This window comes from Streptomyces sp. L500, from assembly GCF_054551825.1.
Map to the genome: position 1 here is coordinate 1 of NZ_JBTOLC010000066.1, position 25327 is coordinate 25327.

The 25327-nt window shown below is 71.9% G+C and carries 23 protein-coding genes and 1 other RNA gene; 16 read left to right on the plus strand and 8 right to left on the minus strand.

The window, feature by feature from the left end:
- Window positions 1-1326 (minus strand): FHA domain-containing protein (locus ACX9I7_RS30585; RefSeq protein ID WP_459389181.1); only part of this gene is annotated, 1326 nt, incomplete at its 3' end.
- Between the two features lie 534 nt (window positions 1327-1860).
- On the opposite strand from ACX9I7_RS30585, the gene ACX9I7_RS30590 reads away from it, so the two are divergent.
- The 4 genes from ACX9I7_RS30590 (at window position 1861) to ACX9I7_RS30605 (ending at window position 7901) form a co-directional block, all read left to right on the plus strand.
- A complete protein-coding gene (locus ACX9I7_RS30590) occupies window positions 1861-3699 on the plus strand; it encodes a serine/threonine-protein kinase (protein ID WP_459389172.1) in 1839 nt (612 codons plus the stop codon).
- A 242-nt stretch (window positions 3700-3941) separates the two neighbouring features.
- Entirely contained in the window at window positions 3942-5282 is a 1341-nt protein-coding gene (locus ACX9I7_RS30595; RefSeq protein WP_387575160.1) for a serine/threonine-protein kinase, read from the plus strand.
- A 195-nt stretch (window positions 5283-5477) separates the two neighbouring features.
- Window positions 5478-6584, plus strand: a complete 1107-nt coding sequence (gene prfB / locus ACX9I7_RS30600) for a peptide chain release factor 2 (RefSeq protein ID WP_126914388.1) — start codon at window positions 5478-5480, stop codon at window positions 6582-6584.
- A gap of 270 nt (window positions 6585-6854) precedes the next feature.
- Entirely contained in the window at window positions 6855-7901 is a 1047-nt protein-coding gene (locus ACX9I7_RS30605) for a hypothetical protein (protein WP_459389173.1), read from the plus strand.
- 104 nt (window positions 7902-8005) lie between these two features.
- Here ACX9I7_RS30605 and ACX9I7_RS30610 read toward each other — a convergent pair whose 3' ends face one another.
- Window positions 8006-8200, minus strand: coding sequence for a hypothetical protein (locus ACX9I7_RS30610; protein ID WP_189457108.1), 195 nt, complete (start codon window positions 8198-8200; stop codon window positions 8006-8008).
- 242 nt (window positions 8201-8442) lie between these two features.
- Between ACX9I7_RS30610 and ftsE the strand changes: the two genes are divergently transcribed.
- From ftsE to ssrA, 5 genes are all read left to right on the plus strand, one after another.
- Entirely contained in the window at window positions 8443-9132 is a 690-nt protein-coding gene (gene ftsE, locus ACX9I7_RS30615; protein WP_126914385.1) for a cell division ATP-binding protein FtsE, read from the plus strand.
- A gap of 28 nt (window positions 9133-9160) precedes the next feature.
- Entirely contained in the window at window positions 9161-10075 is a 915-nt protein-coding gene (gene ftsX, locus ACX9I7_RS30620) for a permease-like cell division protein FtsX (protein ID WP_126914384.1), read from the plus strand.
- A 132-nt stretch (window positions 10076-10207) separates the two neighbouring features.
- Window positions 10208-11515 (plus strand): S41 family peptidase, encoded by a 1308-nt coding sequence (locus ACX9I7_RS30625; protein ID WP_387575155.1) that lies wholly within the window; start codon window positions 10208-10210, stop codon window positions 11513-11515.
- An 18-nt stretch (window positions 11516-11533) separates the two neighbouring features.
- A complete protein-coding gene (gene smpB / locus ACX9I7_RS30630) occupies window positions 11534-12043 on the plus strand; it encodes an SsrA-binding protein SmpB (RefSeq protein ID WP_358634593.1) in 510 nt (169 codons plus the stop codon).
- A gap of 129 nt (window positions 12044-12172) precedes the next feature.
- Window positions 12173-12542, plus strand: a transfer-messenger RNA (tmRNA) gene (gene ssrA, locus ACX9I7_RS30635).
- A 72-nt stretch (window positions 12543-12614) separates the two neighbouring features.
- On the opposite strand, the gene ACX9I7_RS30640 is transcribed toward ssrA, so the two are convergent.
- The 3 genes from ACX9I7_RS30640 to ACX9I7_RS30650 all read right to left on the minus strand — a co-directional run bounded on the left by ACX9I7_RS30640 (window position 12615) and on the right by ACX9I7_RS30650 (window position 14425).
- Window positions 12615-12815 (minus strand): hypothetical protein, encoded by a 201-nt coding sequence (locus ACX9I7_RS30640; protein WP_358634594.1) that lies wholly within the window; start codon window positions 12813-12815, stop codon window positions 12615-12617.
- A 78-nt stretch (window positions 12816-12893) separates the two neighbouring features.
- Window positions 12894-13715 carry a hypothetical protein gene (locus tag ACX9I7_RS30645; protein WP_387575152.1) on the minus strand — a complete coding sequence of 274 codons (822 nt, stop codon included), beginning with the start codon at window positions 13713-13715 and terminating at the stop codon, window positions 12894-12896.
- A gap of 266 nt (window positions 13716-13981) precedes the next feature.
- Complete coding sequence (locus ACX9I7_RS30650; protein WP_358634597.1) at window positions 13982-14425, minus strand: GNAT family N-acetyltransferase; 444 nt, start codon at window positions 14423-14425, stop codon at window positions 13982-13984.
- Window positions 14426-14498: 73 nt separating this feature from the next.
- On the opposite strand from ACX9I7_RS30650, the gene ACX9I7_RS30655 reads away from it, so the two are divergent.
- From ACX9I7_RS30655 to ACX9I7_RS30665, 3 genes are all read left to right on the plus strand, one after another.
- A complete protein-coding gene (locus ACX9I7_RS30655) occupies window positions 14499-15773 on the plus strand; it encodes a hypothetical protein (protein WP_459389174.1) in 1275 nt (424 codons plus the stop codon).
- A gap of 283 nt (window positions 15774-16056) precedes the next feature.
- Window positions 16057-17034 (plus strand): LysR family transcriptional regulator, encoded by a 978-nt coding sequence (locus tag ACX9I7_RS30660; protein ID WP_459389175.1) that lies wholly within the window; start codon window positions 16057-16059, stop codon window positions 17032-17034.
- Between the two features lie 18 nt (window positions 17035-17052).
- On the plus strand, window positions 17053-17619 hold the full coding sequence (locus ACX9I7_RS30665) for a flavodoxin family protein (protein WP_459389176.1): 567 nt from the start codon (window positions 17053-17055) through the stop codon (window positions 17617-17619).
- A 19-nt stretch (window positions 17620-17638) separates the two neighbouring features.
- Here ACX9I7_RS30665 and ACX9I7_RS30670 read toward each other — a convergent pair whose 3' ends face one another.
- From ACX9I7_RS30670 to ACX9I7_RS30680, 3 genes are all read right to left on the minus strand, one after another.
- Window positions 17639-17833, minus strand: a complete 195-nt coding sequence (locus ACX9I7_RS30670) for a DUF397 domain-containing protein (RefSeq protein ID WP_459389177.1) — start codon at window positions 17831-17833, stop codon at window positions 17639-17641.
- A gap of 384 nt (window positions 17834-18217) precedes the next feature.
- The gene (locus ACX9I7_RS30675; protein WP_387575139.1) at window positions 18218-18592 is read right to left on the minus strand and encodes a hypothetical protein; all 375 of its coding nucleotides are present in this window, start codon (window positions 18590-18592) and stop codon (window positions 18218-18220) included.
- A gap of 151 nt (window positions 18593-18743) precedes the next feature.
- A complete protein-coding gene (locus ACX9I7_RS30680) occupies window positions 18744-19640 on the minus strand; it encodes a helix-turn-helix domain-containing protein (protein ID WP_387575137.1) in 897 nt (298 codons plus the stop codon).
- A 632-nt stretch (window positions 19641-20272) separates the two neighbouring features.
- Here ACX9I7_RS30680 and ACX9I7_RS30685 point away from each other — a divergent pair.
- The 4 genes from ACX9I7_RS30685 to ACX9I7_RS30700 all read left to right on the plus strand — a co-directional run bounded on the left by ACX9I7_RS30685 (window position 20273) and on the right by ACX9I7_RS30700 (window position 24786).
- Window positions 20273-20878, plus strand: coding sequence for a CGNR zinc finger domain-containing protein (locus tag ACX9I7_RS30685; RefSeq protein WP_459389178.1), 606 nt, complete (start codon window positions 20273-20275; stop codon window positions 20876-20878).
- 131 nt (window positions 20879-21009) lie between these two features.
- Window positions 21010-21549: a sigma-70 family RNA polymerase sigma factor gene (locus ACX9I7_RS30690; RefSeq protein ID WP_387575132.1), complete on the plus strand. Its 540-nt coding sequence runs from the start codon at window positions 21010-21012 to the stop codon at window positions 21547-21549.
- Window positions 21546-22337 carry a zf-HC2 domain-containing protein gene (locus ACX9I7_RS30695; RefSeq protein WP_459389179.1) on the plus strand — a complete coding sequence of 264 codons (792 nt, stop codon included), beginning with the start codon at window positions 21546-21548 and terminating at the stop codon, window positions 22335-22337. The genes ACX9I7_RS30690 and ACX9I7_RS30695 overlap by 4 nt, the downstream gene beginning before the upstream one ends.
- A 142-nt stretch (window positions 22338-22479) precedes the next feature.
- Complete coding sequence (locus ACX9I7_RS30700; protein WP_459389180.1) at window positions 22480-24786, plus strand: HelD family protein; 2307 nt, start codon at window positions 22480-22482, stop codon at window positions 24784-24786.
- Window positions 24787-25327 lie beyond the last annotated feature (541 nt).

The following is a 25327-nucleotide window of genomic DNA, read 5'->3' on the forward strand; positions in this document are numbered from 1 at the left end:
GGCCCACGCCCCTATGCCGCGGGCGCGGCGCTTGCCGCCGTCCGCCCGCGCCGGGTCCGCCGTGGGCGCGTCGGCGGTGCCGGGGGTCAGCGCGGCGTTGCCGCGCACGGTGTGGGTGGCGTGGCCGCCGTCGGCGAAGGCGTCCGCCTGGTGCGAGGGGTACGCGCCGGGGGCCGTCGCGGCGTCGGCGCCGTCGGGACCGGCCAGGTTCGCGAACCCGGCGGCCCGGTTCGTCCCGCCGTCGTCGCGCCGGCTGTGCGTCCGGTCCCCGTCCTGGTCCTGGTGGGCGTCGAGGGGGCCGTCGCTCCGCCACGCGGGCTGTTGCTCGCGGTCACCTTCGTGGGCCGCGCGGGCGTCCGAGCCCCAGCTGGCCGGCGCCCGGCCGGACCCGGCCGCGCCCCCGACGCCTCGCGCCGAGCCGCCGCCCTGGCCATTCGCGTACCCGGCCCGCGCGCCCGCGCCCCAGCCCGGCTCCCCGCCGTCGGCCGAGGGGCTCGCGTAGCCCACGGTGCCCGCCGCTTCGGCCTGTCCGCTCGCCCGTCTCGCGTCCGCCGGTCCCGCGTCCGGCGTTCCGGGGCCACCGGGGGCGCCCGTCGCGCTCCGCGCGCCCGGTAGCGCTACCGCGCTCTCCTCCGCCGCCCCGCGCGCCCGTACAGGTACCCGGAGATGTCCCTCCCCGTCCGGCGCCGCCGGAAGGGTGTCGGGGGCGCCGGCCCCCGTGCCCGCCCCGTACAGGCTCAGGGTCGACTCGCCGACCCGCAGCAGCGCGCCCGGTGCCAGGGGGACGGCGGTGCCGTCGACCGGGGCGCCGTCCAGGGTGGTGCCGTTCGTCGAGCCCAGGTCGTGGAGGGTGACGGCGCCGTCGTCCTCCAGCGTCACCGCGCAGTGGAGGCGGGAGACGTCGGGGTCGTCCAGCGGGATGTCCGCCGAGCTGGAGCGGCCGACGCGGACCTCGCCGCCGTGCAGCAGGTGGACGCCGCCCGCGTCCGGGCCGGAGACCACGTGGAGGCGCGCGGCGGCGGGGAGGGGGCCGGTGAGGGGGACGCCGCCGTGGTGCTCGGGGTCGGCGGGGGCGCCCAGGGAGAGCACCGCGCCGTCGATCAGCGGCGGCTCGCCCAGTACACAGCGCTGCGGGTCGAGCCGTCGCTCGCCGGAGTGGACGACGACGGCACCGCTGCCGAGGTCGGATCCCGCCGCCGCGACGGCGGTGGCGAGGCCGCTGGTCACGGCGGCCAGAGCGGTCCCCGCGGGGGCGGTCACGAGCACATCGCAGGCGCACGTGGTGTGGCCGCTGAGCGGCCCGAGGACGGTCAGCCGGATCTGCATCGCCGTCAACGGTCCCTTCCTGCCCGAAAGTACGGGGCAGGGGCGGCGCCAGCCTTCCCCCACCTCGCACGGGCGCGTCGGCACGTACAGGTCACCACGTCGCGCGGGGTCTTCCCGCTCCCTCCCCGCCGCAGCCGTGCTGGCGAGCAGCATCCTCTCGCCAGCGAGCATCCTCGCATCCACCGCGGACGACTCGCCCGGCGAGACTCGATTCGTGATCTTGAACGACGGTCCGAGTATGCGAAACCCGCTGGTCGCGATGGGGCGATGGCTGATTTCTTCTGGGAATTGCCTGCTCTCGACCCCTTTGTTGCCGATTTTGAGGGGGATCGGCACCGCTCGCGGCAACCATCCGCACCCGGCCCGCGTCTTTCCCACAAGCCCCACGGATTCGCCGGGCCGACGGTCCGGACGGCGGCACTACAGTGGGGCGGAGGTGCCGCCGGCAGGCGACGGTATCGACGGTACCGAAGGTTTCGGCACGGGCTTCGGCACAGGTTTCGGCATCCGGATCACGACCAGGGAGCGCATGACGTGCGGCCGGTAGGCAGCAAATACCTGCTCGAGGAGCCGCTCGGACGCGGCGCCACGGGCACTGTCTGGCGTGCCCGCCAGCGTGAGGCGGCCGGCGCCGAGGCGGCGGTGGCCGGACAGCCCGGCGAGACCGTCGCGATCAAGGTCCTCAAGGAGGAGCTGGCCCACGACGCGGACGTCGTGATGCGCTTCCTGCGCGAGCGCTCCGTGCTGCTGCGGCTGACGCACCCCAATATCGTCCGCACCCGCGACCTCGTCGTCGAGGGCGATCTCCTCGCGCTCGTCATGGACCTGGTCGACGGCCCGGACCTCCACCGCTACCTCCGTGACAACGGCCCGTTCACGCCCGTCGCGGCCGCGCTGCTCACCGCGCAGATCGCCGACGCCCTCGCCGCCAGCCACGCCGACGGCATCGTCCACCGCGACCTCAAGCCCGCCAACGTGCTGCTGAAGAGCGAAGCCGGGCAGATGCACCCGATGCTCACCGACTTCGGCATCGCGCGCCTCGCGGACTCGCCCGGCCTGACGCGCACCCACGAGTTCGTCGGCACCCCGGCCTACGTCGCGCCCGAGTCCGCCGAGGGCCGCCCGCAGACCTCCGCCGTGGACATCTACGGCGCGGGCATCCTGCTGTACGAGCTGGTCACCGGCCGTCCGCCGTTCGCGGGCGCGACGGCCCTGGAGGTTCTCCACCAGCACCTCAGTGCCGAGCCGCGCCGCCCCACGACCGTGCCCGAGCCGCTGTGGACGGTCATCGAGCGCTGTCTGCGCAAGCGCCCCGAGGAGCGGCCCAGCGCCGAGAACCTCGCCCGCGGCCTGCGCGTCGTCGCCGCCGGCGTGGGCGTCCACGCCTCCCCGGACCAGGCCGAGGCGGCGCTGGGCGTCGCCGCGCTGCTCGCGCCCGACCCCGAGCCCACCCGGGTGCCCGGGACGGGCCTCCACACCCTTCCCGGCGCGGGTCCCGCCACCGGCGACGCCGACCCGACGCAGGTGCTCCCGTCCTCCGCCGGGACGGCCCCGGCCGGGCTCCCGGCCGGGTACGACCCGAACGCCGCGACGAGCGTCCTGCCCAGCACCGGCCTCCCGGCCGCCGGTCATCCCGGCTCGGGGCGGACGGGCGACGCCGACCCCACGCAGGTGCTTTCCGCCGGCTCCGGTCCGCAGGGCGGCGGCGACCCCACGCGCGTCATGCCGCCCGTGCCGCCGGGGCCCCCGTCGGCCCAGCCGGCGCAGGGCGACAGCCCGCACCCGTGGCAGACCCAGATGCGCGCGGCCCGCGACCGCAACGAGCAGACCCAGTACCTCGACCCGGGCGAGGACCCGCTGCGCCGCAGGCCCCAGCGCCGCCCGGCGCCCCAACCGCCGCAGGGCTACCAGCAGCAGCCGCCCCAGCAGCAGTACGCCCCGCAGCCGCCGCAGCAGCAGTACCCGCCGCAGCGGCCGCCCCGTCGGCAGCAGCAGCCTCAGTCCCAGCCCCAGCGGGCTCCGCGCTACCAGCAGCCACCGCAGCCGCCCCAGCCCCAGAGCCGGCCACAGCGGTACGCCCCCGCGCCCCCGCCCGAGCCGACGCCCGCCCCGCGCCGGGAGCCGCGCCCGCCGCGTCAGCGCAGCGCGAACCCCATGCGGATCCCGGGCCTGGGCTGCCTCAAGGGCTGTCTGTTCATGATCGTCGTGCTGATCGTCGGCTCCTGGCTGGTGTGGGAGTTCACGCCGCTCAAGGACTGGGTCGCCGACGGCAAGAACTTCTGGGACGCCACGTCGGACTGGATCACCAGCGTCAAGGACTGGATCTCCAGCCTGGGCTCCGACTCGGGAGCGGGGTCGGGTTCCGGTCAGTGACGACCGGGCGGGACGACCGGGCGGCGGGCGCGGTGGAGAGCCGATCGCGGTGGAGAACCGATAAGGCGGTCGATATGTCGACACCCGAAGGGTGTTTTCTGCCTCAGAAGTAACGGTTGGCACTGAATCGGTGTCCCCAACGCCCCTCCGGCCGCGTAGCTTGGTCGCCAGCGCGGGTGACGGCCGCCTGGCCGCGCCCGTCGGATGATGTCGCCGGATGGCGGAGGAGTCGGGGAACAGTCTTGGCACGGAAGATCGGCAGCCGGTACACCGCCCACCAGGTCCTGGGCCGGGGCAGTGTCGGGACGGTGTGGCTCGGCGAAGGCCCCGAGGGGCCGGTCGCCATCAAGCTCCTGCGGGAGGATCTCGCCTCCGATCAGGAGCTCGTCGGCCGCTTCGTGCAGGAGCGCGCGGCCCTCCTCGGTCTCGACCACCCCCATGTGGTCGGCGTCCGCGACCTCGTCGTCGACGGCAACGACCTCGCCCTGGTCATGGACCTCATCCGGGGCACCGACCTGCGGACCCGGCTCGACCGCGAGCGGCGCCTCGCGCCCGAGGCGGCCGTCGCCATCGTGGCCGACGTCGCCGACGGCCTCGCCGCCGCGCACGCCGCCGGGGTCGTCCACCGCGACGTCAAGCCCGAGAACGTCCTCCTCGACATGCAGGGTCCGCTCGGGCCCGCCGGCGCGCACCCCGCGCTGCTCACGGACTTCGGCATCGCCCGGCTCGTGGACGTGCCGCGTCCGTCGCCCGCCCGCGACCGCGAGCGGGACCGTTCGCCGGGCGCCCGCAGCGTCATCGGCACGCCCGACTACCTCGCCCCCGAGATCATCGAGGGCCTGCCGCCGCGCGCGTCCGTCGACGTCTACGCCCTGGCCACCGTCCTGTACGAGCTCCTGGCCGGCTTCACGCCCTTCGGCGGCGGCCACCCCGGGGCGGTGCTGCGGCGCCATGTGACGGAGACGGTCGCGCCGCTGCCCGGCATCCCCGACGAGCTGTGGCAGCTCGTCGTGCAGTGCCTCGCCAAGGCCCCGGCGTCGCGGCTGCGCGCCCCGGAGCTGGCGGCCCGGCTGCGGGAGCTGCTGCCGCACCTGGCCGGGATCCCGCCGCTCGACATCGACGAGCCGGAAGAGGAGGAGGCGGCGGCCTCCGCCGCTCCCGCCGGATACGCCGAGGGCGCTCCCGCGCCCGCCGCCACCGCCGCCGCGTCGTCCGAGCCGCGGCGGCGGGGCGTCGTGCCGCTCGTGCCGGGGGCCGGGGTGTCGGACTCCAGCCGTGACACCCACACCAGCATGCGGGTGCCCGGGCCGGAGGAGCTCGCGGGCGGCCCCCACGGGACGGCTCGCGCTCCGCGCTCGCCGGGGCAGCCGCGGGCGGGCTCCGCGCGCCACCGCTCCCCGGCGGAGAAGGCGCGGCGCCGCCGGATCCGCCTCGGCGCGGCGGCCGTCGCGCTGGCCGCGGCGGCGGGGGTCGGCGGCTGGTTCGCGACGAGCGGGGGCTCGGACGCGGGCGACGCGAAGCCGGGCGGCTCCCACCCGCCGGGCGTCCACCGCACGGCTCCGCCGGCGACGGGGGCGCGGTAGCCGGCTCGGGGTGCGGGCCGGTCCGGCACCGCCGGACCGGTAGCCGTCGGCTGATCACCGCCGCGGCGGGAGGGGGCCCCAGCCCCGCCCTTTCCCCGTTTCCCGAGGCTCCGCCCCGGAGCCCCGCGCGCCCCGGAGCGCGATCCGGGCGGTCCTTCGGACCGGGAAGCCCGGCACAGCCGTTAGGCTGGGTGCGTGGCAGTCGTTGATGTATCCGAAGAGCTGAAGTCCCTCTCCTCGACCATGGGGTCGATCGAGGCCGTTCTGGACCTCGACAAGATGAGGGCCGACGTCGCCGTGCTCGAGGAGCAGGCGGCCGCCCCGTCGCTCTGGGACGACCCGGAGGCGGCGCAGAAGATCACCAGCAAGCTGTCGCACCTCCAGGCGGAGCTGCGCAAGACGGAGACGCTCCGCGGTCGCATCGACGACCTCGGGGTGCTCTTCGAGCTCGCGGAGGCCGAGGACGACGCGGACGCCCTCGCCGAGGCCGAGGCGGAGCTCACCTCCGTCCGCAAGGCGCTCGACGAGATGGAGGTCCGTACCCTCCTCTCCGGCGAGTACGACTCCCGCGAGGCCCTCGTCAACATCCGTGCCGAGGCCGGCGGCGTCGACGCCTCCGACTTCGCCGAGCGCCTCCAGCGCATGTACCTGCGCTGGGCCGAGCGCCACGGCTACAAGACCGAGATCTACGAGACGTCGTACGCCGAAGAGGCCGGCATCAAGTCGACCACCTTCGCCGTCCAGGCGCCGTACGCCTACGGCACCCTCTCCGTGGAGCAGGGCACCCACCGCCTGGTGCGCATCTCGCCTTTCGACAACCAGGGCCGCCGCCAGACGTCCTTCGCGGGCGTCGAGGTGCTGCCGGTCGTCGAGCAGACCGACCACGTCGAGATCGACGAGTCCGACCTGCGCGTCGACGTCTACCGCTCCTCCGGCCCCGGCGGCCAGGGCGTCAACACCACGGACTCCGCGGTCCGCCTGACGCACCTCCCCACCGGCATCGTCGTCTCCTGCCAGAACGAGCGCTCGCAGATCCAGAACAAGGCGACCGCCATGAACGTCCTCCAGGCCAAGCTCCTCGAGCGCCAGCGCCAGGAGGAGCGCGCCAAGATGGACGCGCTCAAGGGCGACGGCGGCAGCTCCTGGGGCAACCAGATGCGTTCGTACGTCCTCCACCCGTACCAGATGGTCAAGGACCTCCGCACGGAGTTCGAGGTCGGCAACCCGACCTCCGTCCTCGACGGTGACATCGACGGGTTCCTTGAGGCCGGCATCCGCTGGCGCAAGCAGCAGGACAAGTAGAACAACTCCCTCCGCTTGTTTGTCGCAACCCCCGCATAGCCGGACATCGCGCCCGTAAGTTCCTTGACGCCTCCCGGAAAACTGGGAAGGCTGGCGCGCGGCATGCGAATCACTGGGGCGCGTGTGGCGGGGGGCGAGCGGCCCGGCCCGTATGGCATGCGTTCACGACATGCGTACGGGGCCGGATCGGTCACGCCGTCCCCCTTCAGCGCCGCGGCCCCGTGCACAGCTGCTCCATCGACGAGTTCAGCTACTGGGGGTAGCAGGCAGATGACGAGTAAGACGCGACTGCGCGTTGCGCGCATAGCCGCCGGCGCGATGATCGCCGCTGGTGCTTCGCTGACGGCCGCGGGTGCGGCCTCGGCCGCCGGTCTCGATGTCGAGGTCGGCGGTTTCGGCGTGAAGGGCGGCGCCGACGTGCGCGCCACGGCCGCCGACGGTCCCACGGCCAACCCGACCGAGATCCCGCAGCCCCCGACCACGGGCGGCTCCACCACCGGTGGTTCCACGACCGGTGGCTCCACCACGGGCGGTTCCACCACGGGCGGCTCGACGACCGGTGGCGAGACCACGACCGGTGGTTCCTCGACCGGTGGCGGTTCGACCACCGGCGGTTCCACCACGGGCGGCGAGACCACCGGCGGCGGTACGACGGGTGGCTCCACCACCGGTGGTTCCACGACCGGTGGCGAGACCACCGGCGGCGGTACGACGGGCGGCTCCACGACGGGTGGCTCCACGACCGGCGGTGAGACCACCACCGGCGGCTCGACGACCGGCGGCTCCACCACGGGCGGTTCGACCACGGGCGGCGGTACGACGGGCGGCTCCACGACCGGCGGCGGCTCCACCGGCGGTTCCACCTCGGGCGGCTCCACCACCGGCGGCGGTACGACCGGCGGTTCGACCACCGGCGGCTCGACGACCGGCGGTTCGACCACTGGCGGTTCCACGACCGGTGGCGGTACCACCGGCGGCCACAGCGGCTCCGCCACCGGCGGCTCGGGCTCCACGGGCGGCGACGGCGGCGACGACGCCCGTACCTGCCCGGTCGACACCGACGGCAACTGCAACACCAGCCCCGACAACGCCGGCGTCCAGCCCGTCCAGCAGGGCAAGCCCAAGGAGGAGCTGGCCCAGACCGGCCCGTCCGGGCAGGGCGGCCAGTCCGGCCAGCCCGCGCAGGCCGGTCAGCTGGCCGAGACCGGTGCCGGTCAGACCACGTTCCTCGTGGTCGGCGCCGCCACGATGATCGCCGGTGGCATCGGCTTCCGGATGCTGCCGCGCCTGATCGACCGCGGCGCTGCCGCCGCCTGACGGCCCCGGCCGCACCAGCGCACGCACGACGACCGAGGCCCGGGACGCGGACAGCGTCCCGGGCCTCGGCCCGTAAGCATCGATATCGGAGAGCGACCGAGCCGCTACCCCGTGAAACCGCGCGCGAGCACCGCGAGGGCGACGAGCACCACCAGCAGCGCGATCAGCGCGGCCGGGGTCAGGCCGCCGAAGATGCCTTCCTGGTGCTGCAACCGCTCGCGGCTCGCCCGGCAGACCGGGCACCTGCCCTCACTGACAGGGGCCGCGCAGTTGGCGCACACCAGTCGGTCGCATGTCATGCGAAGTCCTCCTCCGGTACGTCCAACGCGCGGGAACGTCGTGCGGTTCCCCTTACCACTGTGCCAGCTTTACCGCCGTCCGGCGCGGCCGGCCCGGTGAAGCGCGAAATGGAACCCAATTGTCCCGTTGACTCCGGAGGCCGACTGCGCGTGCACGGACGGTTCGGTATGGTCACGCACACCGACGGGAGCCGCGAACGCGGCGTTCCGTGCCGCTCTCCAGGCCGACACGTGGTGCACTCGTGATCCGATTCGACAACGTCTCCAAGTCCTACCCCAAGCAGAACCGTCCGGCGCTCCGGGACGTCTCGCTCGAGATCGAGAAGGGCGAGTTCGTCTTCCTGGTCGGTTCCTCCGGCTCCGGCAAGTCGACCTTCCTGCGGCTGCTGCTGCGCGAGGAGCGGGCCACCCACGGCCAGGTCCATGTCCTGGGCAAGGATCTGGCCCGGCTCTCGAACTGGAAAGTGCCCCACATGCGCCGCCAGTTGGGCACGGTGTTCCAGGACTTCCGGCTGCTGCCCAACAAGACCGTCGCGGAGAACGTCGCCTTCGCCCTGGAGGTCATCGGCAAGCCCCGGGGTGAGATCCGCAAGGCCGTGCCCCAGGTCCTGGAGCTGGTGGGCCTCGGCGGCAAGGAGCAGCGGATGCCCGGCGAGCTCTCCGGCGGTGAACAGCAGCGCGTCGCGATCGCCCGCGCGTTCGTCAACCGGCCGCGGCTGCTGATCGCCGACGAGCCCACCGGAAACCTGGACCCGCAGACGTCCGTCGGCATCATGAAGCTGCTGGACCGGATCAACCGGACCGGCACCACGGTCATCATGGCCACCCACGATCAGCAGATCGTGGACCAGATGCGCAAGCGCGTCATCGAACTCGAACAGGGCCGTCTCGTGCGCGACCAGTCGCGCGGCGTCTACGGCTACCAGCACTGAAACCGCCCGAGGGCACTGAAAGGACGCCATGCGCGCCCAGTTCGTCATGTCGGAGATCGGCGTCGGTCTCCGCCGCAATCTCACGATGACCTTCGCGGTGATCGTCTCCGTCGCCCTGTCGCTCGCCCTGTTCGGCGGTTCCCTGCTCATGCGCGAGCAGGTCGGCACGATGAAGGGCTACTGGTACGACAAGGTCAACGTCTCGATCTACCTCTGCAACAAGAACGACGCCCAGAGCCAGGGCGGCGCCTGCGCCAAGGGCGCGGTCACCGAGGACCAGAAGAAGGAGATCAAGGCCGACCTGGAGAAGATGCCGGTCGTCCAGTCGGTCCAGTTCGAGACGGCCGACGAGGCGTTCAAGCACTACAAGGAGCAGTTCGGCAATTCCCCGATCGTGCCCTTCCTCACCCCCGACCAGATGCAGGAGGCCTTCCGCGTCAAGCTGAAGGACCCCGCCAAGTACCGGGTGGTCTCCAGCGCCTTCTCCCAGCGGCCCGGCGTCCAGGAGGTGGAGGACCAGCGCAAGACCCTGGAGCCCCTGCTCAACCTGCTCAACGGCATGAACCTCGCGGCCCTGGGCGTGATGGCCCTGATGCTGGTGGTCGCCCTGATGCTGATCATCAATACGGTCCGGGTCTCGGCCTTCAGCCGGCGCCGGGAGACCGGGATCATGCGCCTGGTCGGCGCGTCCAGCTTCTACATCCAGACGCCGTTCATCATGGAGGCCGCCTTCGCCGGGCTGCTCGGCGCCGGCCTCGCCTGCGTCCTGCTGGTCAGCGTCCAGTACTTCCTGGTCAACAACTGGCTGGCGCACCAGATCGACGTGATCCAGTTCATCGGCTGGGACGCCGTGTTCGCCAAGATGCCCCTGGTGATCGCCATCGGGCTGCTGATGCCCGCGCTGGCCGCGTTCGTCGCCCTGCGCAAGTACCTGAAGGTGTAGCGCTCCCGGGACGGGCCCGGACGGCCCGAAGGGGCGGGATGGTGCAGAAGCTGTAGAGAGGCGTGGAACAGTCAAGGGCGTCGTACGGTCAACTCCCCGTACGGCGCCCTTCGGTGTCCTAGACTCACGCGCATGCCCGGCCCGACGTTGTTCGTACCGCCGCGCCGCGCCCGGCGCGGGGCCGCGCTGACGTTGGTCTTCATGGGGGCGCTGGCGGCGGGCGCCGCGACCGCCGCGTGGGGCGCCGCCGACGGGCGGCCGGCCCGGCCCCCGGCGGGGGAGCACGGCGAGCGGCAGGTGCTCTCCCACCCCGCCGGCCGGAGCGCCGTGGCCCCCCGCGCCGCCGACCGGCACACCGCGGACCGGCACACCGTCGACCGTCGTGCCGTGGAGGCCGCCGCCGAGCGGGCCGTCCAGGACGGCAAGTCCGGCTCCGAGGCCGCCGCCGAGCTGCTGAGCCGCAGCGGCGACGCCTGGAGCGCCGTCTACACCCCCCGGGAGTACGAAGGCTTCGCGCTCGCCCTCGACGGCGCCTACGTCGGCGTGGGGCTCACCACCCGGCGCGCCGAGGACGGCCGGATGGAGGTCGACGGGGTCCGCCCCGGCGGCCCCGCCGAGCGGGCCGGCATCGCCCCCGGCGACCGGCTCCTGACCGTCGACGGCGCCGACGTCACCGGCCGCCCCGTGACGGAGGTCGTCTCCCTGCTGCGCGGCGACGGCCGCTCCCTCGGCTCGTGGCCCGTCTCCGCGCCCGGCACGACCGTCCGGCTGGGCCTCCAGCGCGGCGCGGAGCGCTGGGAGCGGACGCTGCGCCGCGAGCGGCTGGTCACCGAGAGCGTCGAGGTCGAGGAGCTGAGCGGGGGCGCGACGGGCACCCTCCCGGCCACGCTGATCAAGGTCAGTTCCTTCACCCGGGGCACCGGGGAGCGGGTCCGGGCGGCGGTGCGGGAGGCCGCGCCCGGCGAGGGGATCCTGCTGGACCTGCGCGGCAACTCCGGCGGGCTGGTCGCCGAGGCCGTCACGGCCGCCTCCGCGTTCCTCGACGGCGGGCTCGTCGCCACGTACGACGTGCGCGGCAGCCGGCACGACCTGCGGGCCGAGCCGGGCGGGGACACCCGCCGCCCCCTCGTCGTCCTCGTCGACGGCGGCACCATGAGCGCCGCCGAGCTGCTGACCGGGGCGCTGCAGGACCGGGGGCGCACGGTCGTCGTCGGCTCCCGGACCTTCGGCAAGGGCTCGGTCCAGATGCCCAGCCGGCTCGCGGACGGCTCCGTCGCCGAGCTCACCGTCGGCCACTACCGCACCCCGGCGGGCCGGGCCGTCGACGGCGCCGGGATCACCCCCGACCTGGCCGTCCAGGGCCCCGCCGGGGACGGCGGCGAAGGCGACGCCGAGGCGCGGGGGCGCAGAGTATTGAGTGGCCTCGGGGGCGGGGCGTAGTGCGAGAATGACGGTGCTATGGCTAAAGACAAGAAAGAGTCGGGTCGCAAGATCGTCGCGCAGAACAAGAAGGCGCGCCACGACTACCACCTCCTGACCACCTACGAGTGCGGCCTGGTGCTCACCGGCACCGAGGTCAAGTCGCTGCGCCAGGGTCGCTCCTCGCTGGTCGACGGCTTCGTCCAGATCGACGGCGGCGAGGCGTGGCTGCACAACGCGCACATCCCCGAGTACGCCCAGGGGACGTGGACCAACCACAGCGCGCGGCGCAAGCGGAAGCTGCTGATGCACCGCGCGGAGATCGACAAGCTGGCCTCCAAGGCGGACGAGACGGGCCACACGATCATCCCGCTGTCCCTGTACTTCAAGGACGGCCGGGCGAAGGTCGAGATCGCCCTGGCGAAGGGCAAGAAGGAGTACGACAAGCGCCAGACGCTCCGCGAGAAGCAGGATCTGCGCGAGTCGAACCGCGCGATCGCGGCGGCGCGGCGCCGGCAGCGGGCGTCGGCGGCCGCGGCCCGGGGCTAGCCGGAGGCCGGCGCCGGCCCGGGGGCCCGCCCCGGCGGGAATACGCTGGCCCCGCCCGGCGTCGTTCCAGTACGATGGGCAACGCAGCACACCGGGTGGTACCGGGTGCGCACCTTGAAAAAACAACATGGGGATGATCGGTTTCGACAGCGGATGTCGAAGCAGGGGAAGCGTGTCGAGGAAGCGGCAATGATCTCGTAAACCATATGTCGCAACCAATAATCGCCAACACCAAGCGCGATTCCTTCGCCCTCGCTGCCTAAGTAGCGACTTGCGAAGTGTCAGCCCGGGGCTGTTCCCGACCCGGATCCTGGCATCATTGAGGGAACTAAACCACTGAGCCCGGCCACGGGGCCCGGTGGGAAATCAAACAGTGGCTGAGCCCGTCGGAGACTTGTTCGCGTGATCTCCGGGGCCGAGAAAATCGCAGCGAACTGCACACGGAGAAGCCCTGATTCCGCACCGTTGGACGCGGGTTCGATTCCCGCCATCTCCACTCATCCCATGTAGACGTACGGCCCGCGAGTCCACCTCGCGGGCCGTACGTCTTTTCATGGCCGGGGCGGGGCGGTCAGGGCCTGTGCGGGCGCAGGGAATGCAGGACGGTGGCGATCCCGGCCTTGACGCGACGCAGCAGCTCCTGACCGTGATGCGTGGGCCGCAGCACCCTCGCCGACGACTGGAGCACCCCGGAGACATAGACGTCGGTGGACACCTCGCCGGCCATCCACTTCCGTCCCGATTCGATGATCGCCGATTCCTGCTCACCCATGACCGTTCCCCCAACTGTCCGTAGCTGCGCATCGACTGTAGTGAGCCCCGGGCGGTCGTGCTTGCCTATTCACTTTTCCTACCCCTTGCTCGGGCTGCCGTCACCTGATCGTTCACCGCTCGGTTGCTCCGGTAGAACGGGAAAGTGGGGGAGGAGGGCGCTCGATGTGCCGTACAGGGCCGCGTAGACCCAGACGTAGTATTCGGACACCTTGTCCCGGGAGAGCTCCCCGGGGTTCGGGGCCTCGATGAACAGGATGCCCTTCAGTTCCGCGCCCGCGAATGCTCCCGAAACGATGGACGACCGGTATCCGCCGCCGAGCGTCACCGTGAGATTCGCATCGCGATCCAGGATGTCCTCGGTGTAGATGGGGCTCTTCCGGCCCTTCTCCTTCATGGCGTCCATCAATTCGCCGAATTCCTTGGAATCCTTCCCGAATTCATTCGGCAGGCCGTTCTGGCCGCCCGAGACGGCGACTCTTTTGAGGCGCTCGTTTTTTCTGTCGTAAAGGTAGTACGCGACCCGTACGTCCCCGGTCAGGTTGTCCGCCAGCAGCGGGGTCAGGCGCTCGTGGATCTGTGCCACCTTGGTCGGCGCCTCGTGCGGCTCGACGATGCAATCACCCATATAGGTGATCACCGGCGCCAGCAGCGCCTGCTGGCGCTCCCTCTCGGCGATGCGCTCCTGCTCCTGCCCGGCGCGGTCCTTCCGGTGCCGCAGGAATGCCCACCCGGGAGGCACTGTCGCCAGGGCGGCGGCGAGGGCGTACCAGGAGGACTGCGCCAGACCGTGGGTTTCCCTGGCTATCCAGTTGGCGATCAGAACAAGCGCGGGAGGCAGGACGGTGCACGCAAAGAAGAGCCAGTTATACAATTTCGATTTAATCGGGGTGTTCGGCATCGTACCTTCTTTGCGAGGCCCGGAGTTCCGCGAGGAGCCATTATCCCCGAGCTCTGCGTTCACCTCTCCGCTGAGGTCGGTGTGAGGTATCGGTACGGGAGGGAAATCGAGGTAACCCGGGGGCGCATTTCTTATTCACGCGCCCCGGATAACATTCGTGCGCCCGCGTCGGCGCTGATGCGCTGCGCACGATGAGGTACGCGCGATGGGGTGCGTGCGATGAGGTACGCACGATGGGTATGCGCGATGGGTCCCGCGATGGGTCCTCAGAACAGTCGCGCCATGCCCACCGACACCGGGGCCACCTCGGTCCAGCCGAACTTCGCGTAGAGGTGGCGGGCGTCCCCGTCCGCGATCAGGGAGACATAGGCGCCCTCCGGCGCCCGGCGCTCCAGCTCCGCCGTCAGGGCCTCCATGATCCGCTTGCCCAGGCCCTGACCCTGGTGCTCGGGCAGGACGCAGATGTCGACTATCTGGAGATGACAGCCGCCGTCCCCGACGATCCGGCCCATGCCCACCGGCTCGGGGTCCCCGTCCTGCCGGACGAGCACTCCGAACCAGGTGTTCGGGAGTCCGACGGCCGATCCCTCGACCGATTTCGCGCCGAGGCCCGTCGCGGCGCGCAGGGCACGGTAGGTCTCTATCGCCGGTACCCCCGGGCGGAGTTCGTAGCTACGGTTCGTAGTGGTGCTGCTCGCTTCGTCGCTCACGCGCGGAAGGGTAGCCGCCGTGCAACCGCCGGGCCGGACGGGCCCTCTTCCTGAGTGACATAGGGGGTGGCCGGTGAACTGGACACGAACTGCTGTCGCCGTGGTGGGCACGGGCACGCTGTGGCTGGGCGGGTCGGGGGCGGCCGTCGCGCACGACGGGGCCCGTGGCACCCGTGGGGATCCCGGCGGGGTGCAGGTGCTGCTCAACGGGGCCTTCGACAACCGGCCCGGTGAGCTCATCGACATAGACGTCCGGGGGCTGCGGGCCGGCTCCGGTGCCAGCGTCACCTCGCCCGTCTTCGACCGGCAGGTGCGGCTCGCGCCCTATGACAACGCCGGTGACCCCGCCGCCACCGGCCCGGACGCCGACGAGGGGCTGCACGCGCGGCCCGCGATCTCGGCGCGGGCCCGGCCCGGGACGTATCCGCTGCGCGTCCACGCCGGCGGGCGGGTCGTCGCCGAGGAACAGGTGGAGATCAGGGCTCCGCGCCGGCCGGAGTTCCGGGTGGGCGCCAAGGACGACGTGCTGCGGCCCGGGGAGCAACTGGGCGTCTCGTACGACGATCTCTACCCGGGGGAGACGGGTGACTCCTTCGCCGTCGCCTCACCCCTGCTTCCCGCGCCGGTTCCGCTGGTGCACGATCCGCGTGGCACTCATTGGAACAACCCCCGGATGTTCACCGCCCTCGTCTCCGTGCCGCCGGACGCCAAGGACGGCACGTACAAGGTGACGCTGACGGCGCCCGGTGGCCGGCGCGTCGACGAGAAACCGCTCGTCGTGCGGGCCGCCCGCGCCGGCGACAGCGACTACGTGGGCAGGGCGCGCGGCCCGGCCTTCTTCCCCTTCGACGGCCGCCCGGAGGCCGCCCGCGCGTACGGCCACCGGGTTCCGCCGGGCGGCACGGTCAACGTCCTGTGGCGCGACGCCGCCCCCGACCCCGGCGAGGACGACCGGCTCACCGCGACCTCGCCCGCCTTCGAACGCCCGGTTCCGCTGCGACGCGACGACAGCAAGGCGAGCGACGGCGACGATCCCCGCTACTACGGGCCCGCCCGGGTCCGGAGGGGGCTGGAGGCCGGCCGCTACCCCGTGACCGTGATCAGCCACCACGGCCGGGTGAAGCGGACGGGGCACCTCCAGGTCACCGGCGCGACGGTCGGGGCCCTCGCCGCGAAGGCGGTCGGCGACGACGGCCCCGACCCCCTGGTGATCGCCGCGGGGACGGGCGCGGGGCTCGCGGCGCTGGGCGTCGGGGTGGGGGCGGTGGTGCTGGTAGTGCGGCGGAGGGGCCGGGGGCGGGGCGGGCCGGACCCCGGCGGGGGCTGCGCTCTTCGCGGTTCCTGGTAACCCGTCACCGCTCGCCCCGCACCTCGCACCAGCGGCGAAGAACGCTTTACGTCCCCACCGGGGTCCGTCCCGCCCCGCCCCCTCCTCGCCGTTTCGGCCAGGCCCGCCCCCGGATGTGGCGGATTCGGGTGCGGAGGGTGGGGCGCGTGGGCTCGGGCGGCTCGGTCCAGCGCGGGGGAGTGGTGAGGAAGAGGAGCATGCCTCTACGGTCGTCGTCGGTGGGGTGTGGGGTCCAACACCTGATGGGTGGCCATTCACGCGCCTGTGTTGTTAACTGCCGTGCGTGTCCGTGTCCTACGCCTCGTTCGACGTGGAGCCGCGACTGCTGCGCGCCTTCGTGACCGTGGCCGAGGAGCTCCACTTCACGCGCGCCGCCGCGCGGTTGTACCTCGCCCAGCAGGCGCTCAGTCGTGACATCCGGCGCCTGGAGCGCGAGGTGGGCGCCGAGTTGTTCTCCCGGACCACGCGCGCGGTCGCGCTCACCGCGGAGGGGGAGCGACTGCTGCCTTACGCGCGCCGGGTCCTCGCCGCGTACGAGGAGTTCGCGGCGGCGTGCGCGGGGGAGAGCCGCCCCCTGCTCGTGGACGTCGGCGGCCCGGTGAGCACCGGCCGGCGGGTACTGGCGGAGGCCCGGCGGACGGCACCCCGGCTGGAACTGGTGGCCCGCTATCACTCCGGCCTCACGGGCGCGGCCGAGCGGATCCTCGCCGGGCGGCTCGATGTTTCCTTCGGTCGTATTGCCGGTCTTTCGGCGGATGTCCGGGCGGGGTTGGAGTATCTGCCCGTGCGGCTGGAGCGGATGGCTGTACTGCTGTCTGATGATCATTCTTTGGCGGGGTGTGACCGGGTACCGCTGGACGCGCTGCGGGGCGAGACGCTCTACGCGGGCGCGGGCAACCCGGACACGGCCGAGTGGACGGACCTCGCCGAGCGGCTCTTCGTCGGCCGGGGCATCGCTGTCGCCGAGCCGTTCCCCGGGATCGAGGGGGAAGAGGAGTTCGTCCGTGTCATCCGGAAACGGGGGTGGGCGGTGCTGGCGAGCGAGGAGTTCATCGAGGTACCGGGGATGGTGCTGAGGCCCCTGGCCGATCCGGTGCCGCTGTCGCCCGTGGCGATGGTGTGGCGGCGGGGACTTCGTCATCCCGGACTGGACGCGCTGCGGGACGCGGCGGGGGAACTCGCGGGTGCGCGCGGGTGGCTGGCGCGGCCCTCGGGCTCTTGGCTGCCTGATGCCGACGCGGCTGGAATGAGAGTGAGTTGAGCGCTGTTGTGTCTGATCATGACGGATGTTGATCAGAACGTTAAGCGCTCCTTTCTCTTTCTGCTGGGCAGCGGCCGCGAGGGCGGCAACACGGAGGCACTGGCACGGGAGGCGGCCGCCCAACTCCCCTCCGACATACGGCAGACCTGGCTGCGGCTGAGCGACTATCCGCTCCCCCCGTTCGAGGACCTTCGCCACAGCGAGGGTCGCACGTTCGCCCCGCCGTCCGGCAACGAGAAACTCCTGCTCGACGCCACGCTCGACGCGACCGACCTGGTGATCGCCTCACCGGTCTACTGGTACAGCGTCTCCGCAAGCACCAAGCTCTACCTCGACTACTGGGTCAACTGGCTGAGCCTCCCCGAGCTGCGCTTCCGCGACCGGATGCGGGGCTCCACCCTCTGGGCCGTCGCCGCCTCCAGCAGCGAGGACCGCACGATCGCCGAACCCCTCCTCGGCACGCTGCGCGCGTCCGCCGCGTACATGGGCATGCGGTGGGGCGGGGGACTGCTGGGTTCCGGGACCAGGCCGGGAGCCGTGCGGGAGGACGCGGGGGCCATGGCGGAGGCCAAGGGGTTCTTCTAGCCGCCGGGGCCGTGTCCGGTCACGGCGACGGGGACAACTCCGCCAGGAATTCCGTCCAGGCGGGACGACTGAATCGGAGGATGAATCCGTCCGGCGAATTCGAGTCGCGCACCCATATCTTCCGCAGGTGGCAGGCGACTTCGACGCAGTTGTTGCTGGCGCTGCCGCTGAAACTGCTTCTGTGCCAGTGCAGACGAGGAATTCGGTCTCCCATGCGAGTCCCCTTCCGGCTGGGTGCCCCTTCCAGAATGGCAACCAAACGTTGATCAGGGAAGGGGCGTCTCAGCGGCCTGCGGGATATCGCTGGAACACAGTATTTACGCGCATATATACAGCTACGGTTACGGTCACGCGCCCCATCCCCTAACCTGGGCCCAACTGCTTCCTCTTCCGGAGGACGTCATGATGAACGCAGATGGCACCGGTCCGCCCCGGAACGTGAGGCGACTCCTGTGGGCGGTCTACATCCTTGCCGCCGGTATCGCGGCGGCCGGTGTGGGAGTGCTGACGGCTTCGGTCGTTGGGCGATCGGTCCTGGTGCAGGTCGTGGCCTCGGGGCTGGTCGTCCTCGCGGCGGGTGCGGTCGCACCGACCGTGCTCAGCCTGGTGTTTCGGTTGTGGCCTCCTCTCCATCCCGGGTCTCGTCCCCCCGCTGCCCCGGCAGGGCGACAGGTGGACTCGCGGCGTTGACGGAGGGCCCCCGCCTGGAGGGCCGCGCTCGACGCCTGACGGCCGCCGCTGCCACGGCGGAGGTGCCCAGGGTGCAGGAGAGCACCGCTGTCAGCACCTGCGACGGGTGGGGGATCAGCAGGAGCATCACCGTCAGCGGCGCCGAGACGACCACCAGCGGTGGGATCGTGACCAGCAGAATCAGATGGAACGTCCTGCGGGGGTCCGGTACGACCTCCCGCAGGACGATGTTGACGGCGTCCCAAGCGTCCTTGACGTGCTGCCTGGTGTTACCACTGGCCATTTTTCTGCAACTCGTTCGCTTGCCCCCGTGCCCGTGGCGCGGTCGCAGCAGGGCCGACTGTGCACTTCACGACTCACTCCGATATCAACCGACTTCCGACCGGACACCCCGCTGTCCCGCAGTTGCCGACGACGTGGGGGGACAATTTCCGCTACGCCATCAAGCCGACCTCCTCCTGCGGTGTGGAGTCCACGCGTTCGCTCAACCCTTCGATCGCGTGGTCCACCAAACGGGGGAGATCCTCTCGTGGTGCCAGCCGCTCCAGCTCCCAGAAGCGCTCCAGATGCACCGCGGTCGCTTCGGGGTCGTCACTGAAGACGGATTCCCCCGTGTATTTCTCCAGATAGAGGATGTGGTCGATCTCCCCGTCGAACTCGAGCAGAACGAATGGGCCCTGCAGGCCGGCGTGCGCGCCGATCCCGAACGGGACGACCTGGATGGAAATTCCGGGCCTGGTGGCCATCTCCTTGAGCCGCTCCAGTTGTCCCCGCATCACCCTGGGGCCGCCGACCCACCGGTGGATCGCCGCTTCGTCGATGATGAAGAAGAACTCCGGCCGCTCGTCGTTCTCCAGGATTTCCTGACGCTGCTGCCTGATCTCGATCAGACGGTCGAGCCGGTCGCCCGCGATATCAGGAGCGAAAGTGAGGCTCACCGCCCGGGAGTACTCCTCGGTCTGCAGGAGGCCCGGGATCAGCAGCGGCTCGAATGTGCGCACGATGGACGCGGAGACCTCGTACGAGAGCAGATCCATGTACGGCTTCGCGAGCAGCCCCCGGTACTCCCGGTAGGGCATCTTCCGGCTGGCGCGTGCCAGCGACAGGAAGAATTCCGTCTGCTCGGGGTCGGTGATCCCGTACTCGCGCAGAAGTGCCCGGAGATCGTTGGTGGAGATTCCCACCTGACCGGCCTCGATACGGATGAGCTTCGAGGGACTCCAGTCCATCCGCTCGGCCACCTGGAGCTGAGTGAGCCTTGATTTGTTGCGAGCCTTCTTGAGCTCCGCGCGTAGCTGTTGCCGCTGTACGACGGCACCCAGAGTAGCCACGATCACTGGTCCTTCCCGCACATCAGGGCACCGTGGGACGCCCTAATCTGCAAGCTAGCATTCTGGTGGGTGTTTGTCGGGGCCTGGTCGCCTTGGGAGTTGACGCCACAGGATGCGTTGACCTGCGAATTTCCGCATACCGCCAACTGGCTGAGTGGGTGCGGCAACATGTCTGGTCGGCTGATTGCCTCGGTCCTTCCCACAAGGTCGATCTTCGCTCTGTTGCGGCCCTCCCGCCTATCCTGTGCGCCCGATTTGGGGATATCCCAGGTCACAGCCCTTGTTGGATTCACGGGCGCACGGTCCCGGCGCCTGGGCGCGTCGACGCGCGGCATGGACGATCAAGCGCTCCCGAGGCGCCAGGGTCTTCGGCAAAGCGGTGCTGGACGAGCGTCGGCCGGCCGCTCCGGGGCAAGGGAAGAGTTCGTACATCTGTATTCCCGATGCTCCGTCACCAGGCGTGGGGCTGCTCGTCTGATCGGCCGACCCCTGACGGGTGCTCAGGCGGCGTCCGGACACCCGGGGGACCTGGCGGAAACCCGTGATCCGCCCCTTCCCGCCGTCCGCCCCACGGGGCACCCTGTAACGGCGGGGGATCCCGGGGAACACCCATACGGAAAAGGTGACGACGCATGGCACCGGCCGCGGCGGCCACGAATGGTCTGAGGTTCGACTGCGGGCGGCTCTGCCTGGACCTGCTGGCCACCGCCGAGCCACCGGACCGGCTCGACGGACCCCGGCGCTTGCGGGCGTGGCTGGCCGGGGCCGGGGTCGTCCCGCCGGGCACGCCGCTCGACGCCGTGGACGGCGGGTGGCTCGCGCGCTTCCAGGCCGCCCGGGAGCTGCTCGCGCGCGTCGTGCACGCCGAGCTCGACGGGGACGGCCAAGTCGCCGGGCCCGACCTGGAGCGGATGAACGCCCTCGCCGCCACCGCCCCGCCCGCCCCCGTGGCCGCCCGGGGCGCCGACGGGCGGCTCGTCCGGCGGCTCGCCGGCGCCCCGGACTGCGGCGCGCTCCTCGGGCAGGTCGCCCGCGACGCCGTCGATCTGCTCACCGACCCCGTCGCCCGGGGGCAGCTGCGCCGCTGCGAGGGCGAGAACTGCCCCCTGATCTATCTCGACACCTCCCGCGGCCGCCGCCGACGCTGGTGCTCCAGCGAGGTCTGCGGAAACCGCGAGCGCGTGGCCCGGCACCGCCGCCGCGCCGGCGAACCCCTCCCGGTGGGCGACAAGGCCTGACGGCGAGACGGCGGCGAGACGTGCGCTGAACGGAGAGCCGCCGTCCTCCGTACTCCTGGTCGAAGGGCCATGGCACGGCCACGGCCCGGCGGCGACACCCCGGCCCCGTGCTCTCGACCAAGGGGGAAGGCTTGCGCAAGGATGCCGTCGTGGCTGACAGGACCAGTCCGGACGAGGACCTGATGCGGTCGCTCTACCAGGAGCACGCGGGTCCCCTGCTGGCCTTCGTCCTCCGGCTCGTGGCGGGCGACCGCCAGCGGGCGGAGGACGTCGTCCAGGAGACGCTGCTGCGCGCCTGGCGCAACGCCGACCGGCTGCGCGGCGCCACCGGCTCCGTACGGCCCTGGCTGATCACCGTCGCCCGGCGCATCGTCATCGACAACCACCGCAGCCGGCAGGCCCGGCCCCCCGAGGTCGACCCGGGGCCACTGGAGCTGCTGCCCGCCGCCGACGAGATCGACCGGGCACTGCGCCTGATGACGATCTCCGACGCGCTGGGCGACCTTTCCGAAGCCCATAGAGAGGCCCTGATCGAGACCTATTTCAAAGGACGTACCGTGAGCGAGGCGGCGGAAGTGCTGGGTGTACCCGCCGGGACCGTACGGTCCCGGGTGTTCTACGCGCTGCGCTCCATGAGGCTCTCGCTCGAGGAACGAGGAGTGACGGCATGAACCGGCCGGCACCGCACCATGAGCACCCGCACCGCGACGACGAGCACACCGCCGTCGGTGCCTACGCGCTCGGCGTGCTGGACGAGGCGGACACCGCCCGTTTCGAGGAGCACCTCGCCGACTGTCCCCGGTGCGCCGCCGAACTGGAGGCGCTCATGGGCCTCACCACCCCGCTCCTCGCCGAGCTCAAGGAGGCGACGCCCGACCCGGTGGCCCTCGCGCCCGAGCCCCGCCCCCACCTGCTGGACCGGCTGCTCGACGACGTCACCGTCACCCGCAGGGCACGGCGCACCCGCAGGCTGTGGCTGGTAGCCGCCGCCGTCGCCCTGATCGTCGCCGGGCCGTTCGCCGGCGCCGCCCTCACCGGGCAGGACACCGGACCCGGCCACACCGGGGTGAGCGCCGCCAAGGAGATGTACGACGAGGGCGAGAAGTACGGCGGCGTCACCGACCCCGTCACCAGGGCGAACGCCACCGTGTCCCTCCAGGACAAGGCCTGGGGCACCCATGTCGCGCTCAAGCTCGGCAATGTCAAAGGGCCCCTGACCTGCGATCTCGTCGCCGTCGCCAAGAACGGCCAGGAGCAGGTCGCCACCACCTGGGCCGTCCCGGAAGCCGGCTACGGCATCGACAAGGGCGACGACAAGAGCGGGAGTCCCTCCGGGTACCAGGGGACCGCCACGGAGCCCCTCTACACCCACGGCGGAGTCGCGTTCAACGAGAAGGACATCGTCCGCTTCGAGGTCCGCACCCTCGACGGAAAGCACCTCGTGACCGTCAATATGTGATCCGTCAACAGCCGACACTCGTGGCAAACCCCTCATGTCCTGACAGGTGCGCTCACTACCCCTGTTCGCGTACGGTTGACGGCTGCCCTACGCACAGCAGAAGGGGGCCTGGGTGGCCGCGCAGAACGCCACACACGCGCACGTGGCGACAGGATCGGCGACGGAGTCCGAAGGGATCCGGGACCGTGAGATCGGTGCCGAACAGCACCATCTCGACCGGGTGTACCGACGCCTCGAGGAGAAGATCCACGAGGCGGAGTTCCTCATGGACGACGCGGCCAAACGCGGCCAGGTCGGCACCCCCGGAGCGCTCGCCGAGCGCGACGCCCAGGTGTTCCGCGCCGGTGTGCACCTCAACCGGCTGAACAACGAGTTCGAGGACTTCCTCTTCGGCCGGATCGACCTCCTCCTCGGCAAGGACGGCAAGAAGGGCCCCGACGGCGCCTACACCTCCGTCGAGCCCGCCGACGACGCCGTGCGCGGTGACGAGGCCGAGATCGCCGAGACGCTCCACATCGGCCGCATCGGCGTGCTCGACGCCGACTACTCCCCGCTCGTCATCGACTGGCGGGCGCCCGCCGCCGCCCCCTTCTACCGGTCCACCCCGGTCGCCCCCGGCCGGGTCGTCCGCCGCCGGGTCATCCGCTCCAAGGGCCGCCGCGTCCTCGGCGTCGAGGACGACCTGCTCCGCCCCGAGCTGCGCGCCACCCTCGACGGGGACGCCCTGCCGGTGGTCGGCGACGGCGCCCTGATGGCCGCGCTCGGCCAGGCCCGCAGCCACACGATGCGCGACATCGTCTCCTCCATCCAGGCCGAACAGGACCTGGTCATCCGCGCCCCCGCCGCCTCGGTCACCGAGGTCGAGGGCGGCCCCGGCACCGGCAAGACCGCCGTCGCCCTCCACCGCGCCGCCTACCTCCTCTACCAGGACCGCCGGCGCTACGCGGGCGGCATCCTCGTCGTCTCGCCGACCCCGCTGCTCGTCGCCTACACCGAGGGCGTCCTGCCCTCGCTCGGCGAGGAGGGCCAGGTCGCCATCCGCGCGGTCGGCAACCTCGTCGACGGCGCCGAGGCCGAGGTCTACGACGAGCCGGACGTCGCCCGCGTCAAGGGCTCCTCCCGCATGGTCAAGGTGCTGCGCAAGGCGGTCCGGGGCGCCCTGGACGTCCCCTCCTCCGGCGCGGACGTGCCCGAGCGGCTGCGCGTCGTCGCCTTCGGCGCCCGGATCGAGCTGGGGGCCGACGAGCTGCGGCGCATCCGGAACACGGCCCTCGGCGGCACCGCCCCGATCAACCTGCTGCGCCCCCGCGCCCGACGGCTGATCCTGGACGCCCTGTGGTCGAAGTCCGGCGGCCCCCGCCGCTACACCGACCCCGAGCTCGCCGCCGAGGCCCGGTCGGCCTTCGACGAGGACATCACCACCGAGGACTACTTCATCGAGTTCCTCGACGCCTGGTGGCCCGAGCTCACCCCGCGCCGGGTGCTGGGCTGCCTCGCCGACGAGAAGCGGCTGAACCGCTGGGCCCGCCGGGACCTCAACCCCCGCGAGATCCGCAGGCTGGCCCGCTCGCTGCGCCGGCTCGACGCGGCCGGCCGGGGCCCGCTGTCGGTGCACGACGTGGCGCTGCTGGACGAGCTGGAGACGCTGCTCGGCGTCCCGGCCCGCCCCAAGAAGCCCCGCGAGGCCGACCCGCTCGACGCGCTCACCGGGCTGGAGGAGCTGATGCCGCAGCGCACCGAGTCCCGTCGCGAGCGCGCCGAGCGGCTGGAGCGGGAGCGCCGCGACTACGCGCACGTCATCGTCGACGAGGCGCAGGACCTCACGCCCATGCAGTGGCGGATGGTGGGCCGTCGCGGCCGCCACGCCACCTGGACGATCGTCGGCGACCCGGCGCAGTCCTCCTGGTCCGACCCCGACGAGGCCGGCGCCGCCCGGGACGAGGCGCTGGGCACCCGCCCGCGCCGCCGCTTCCGGCTCACGGTCAACTACCGCAACCCGGCGGAGATCGCCGAGCTGGCGGCGAAGGTGCTGGCGCTGGCCATGCCGGGGATGGAGTCCCCCTCGGCCGTGCGCTCCACCGGTATCGAGCCGCGCTTCGTGGTCGGCGGCGCGGACCTCGCCGCGTCCGTGCGCGCGGAGGCGGAGCACCTGCTGGCGGACGTGGACGGCACGGTCGGCGTGGTCGTTCCCATGGGCCGCCGCGTCGAGGCCCGGGAGTGGGTGGCCGGGCTGGGCGACCGCGTGGTGGTGCTGGGCAGCCTGGAGGCCAAGGGCCTGGAGTACGACGCGACGATCGTGGTCACCCCGGCCGGGATCGCCGACGAGTCCCCGGCCGGTCTGCGGGTGCTCTACGTGGCGCTCACGCGAGCCACGCAGCGGCTGACGGTGATCTCGGGCGAGCGGGACGACCCGGACGAGCTCGGGGTGCCCGACCTGCTGCGCGACTGAACGGGCCGGGACTGAACGGGCCGGCACCGAACGGGTCGGTCAACGGGCCGGGACCGAACGGGCCGAGAGGGCCCGGCACGGGCCCGCCGGCGTGGGCCGGATGGCCGGACCGGTGCGGCCGAACGGCCTGTTCCGGCCGCCCGTACGGCCCGATCCGCGGACGGAACGCTCCGTACGGAATCAGTTCCGCGGACTGTTTGTTAGCCTGGATACGACACCGGCTCGATCCAAGCCCCCGGGCCCAACCTTCGTCGCTACGAGCGACCACTTGCCGCGAGGCGAGCATGGCGGGTCGGTGTCGCTCAACGCGTACCGGCGGGCGTTCTTCCTCTACGGAAGGGCGCCCGCCGGTTTTTGTCGTCCCGAGTTTCCCAAGATTCCGGAAGCTTTCTTCCGGAATGAGGGCCGGGTTACCCCCTACTCACCGGTAGGTGGGACGATCGAACGTCTCGTCCTCCACGGGACATGTCGCGTCTTCGTGACGCGAACCACGCCGAAGCGATCCAACCAAGCGAAGAACAGCGAAAGCAGGGGAAAGCGG

What these genes read in the sequence shown, in the direction of transcription:
- ACX9I7_RS30605 (WP_459389173.1), top strand. Translation starts at nt 6,855, where the DNA reads ATGACGAGTAAGACGCGACTGCGCGTTGCGCGCATAGCCGCCGGCGCG.
- ACX9I7_RS30610 (WP_189457108.1), bottom strand. Translation starts at nt 8,200, where the DNA reads ATGACATGCGACCGACTGGTGTGCGCCAACTGCGCGGCCCCTGTCAGT.
- ftsX (WP_126914384.1), top strand. Translation starts at nt 9,161, where the DNA reads ATGCGCGCCCAGTTCGTCATGTCGGAGATCGGCGTCGGTCTCCGCCGC.
- ACX9I7_RS30625 (WP_387575155.1), top strand. Translation starts at nt 10,208, where the DNA reads ATGCCCGGCCCGACGTTGTTCGTACCGCCGCGCCGCGCCCGGCGCGGG.
- smpB (WP_358634593.1), top strand. Translation starts at nt 11,534, where the DNA reads ATGGCTAAAGACAAGAAAGAGTCGGGTCGCAAGATCGTCGCGCAGAAC.
- ACX9I7_RS30640 (WP_358634594.1), bottom strand. Translation starts at nt 12,815, where the DNA reads ATGGGTGAGCAGGAATCGGCGATCATCGAATCGGGACGGAAGTGGATG.
- ACX9I7_RS30645 (WP_387575152.1), bottom strand. Translation starts at nt 13,715, where the DNA reads ATGCCGAACACCCCGATTAAATCGAAATTGTATAACTGGCTCTTCTTT.
- ACX9I7_RS30665 (WP_459389176.1), top strand. Translation starts at nt 17,053, where the DNA reads ATGACGGATGTTGATCAGAACGTTAAGCGCTCCTTTCTCTTTCTGCTG.
- ACX9I7_RS30670 (WP_459389177.1), bottom strand. Translation starts at nt 17,833, where the DNA reads ATGGGAGACCGAATTCCTCGTCTGCACTGGCACAGAAGCAGTTTCAGC.
- ACX9I7_RS30675 (WP_387575139.1), bottom strand. Translation starts at nt 18,592, where the DNA reads ATGGCCAGTGGTAACACCAGGCAGCACGTCAAGGACGCTTGGGACGCC.
- ACX9I7_RS30685 (WP_459389178.1), top strand. Translation starts at nt 20,273, where the DNA reads ATGGCACCGGCCGCGGCGGCCACGAATGGTCTGAGGTTCGACTGCGGG.
- ACX9I7_RS30695 (WP_459389179.1), top strand. Translation starts at nt 21,546, where the DNA reads ATGAACCGGCCGGCACCGCACCATGAGCACCCGCACCGCGACGACGAG.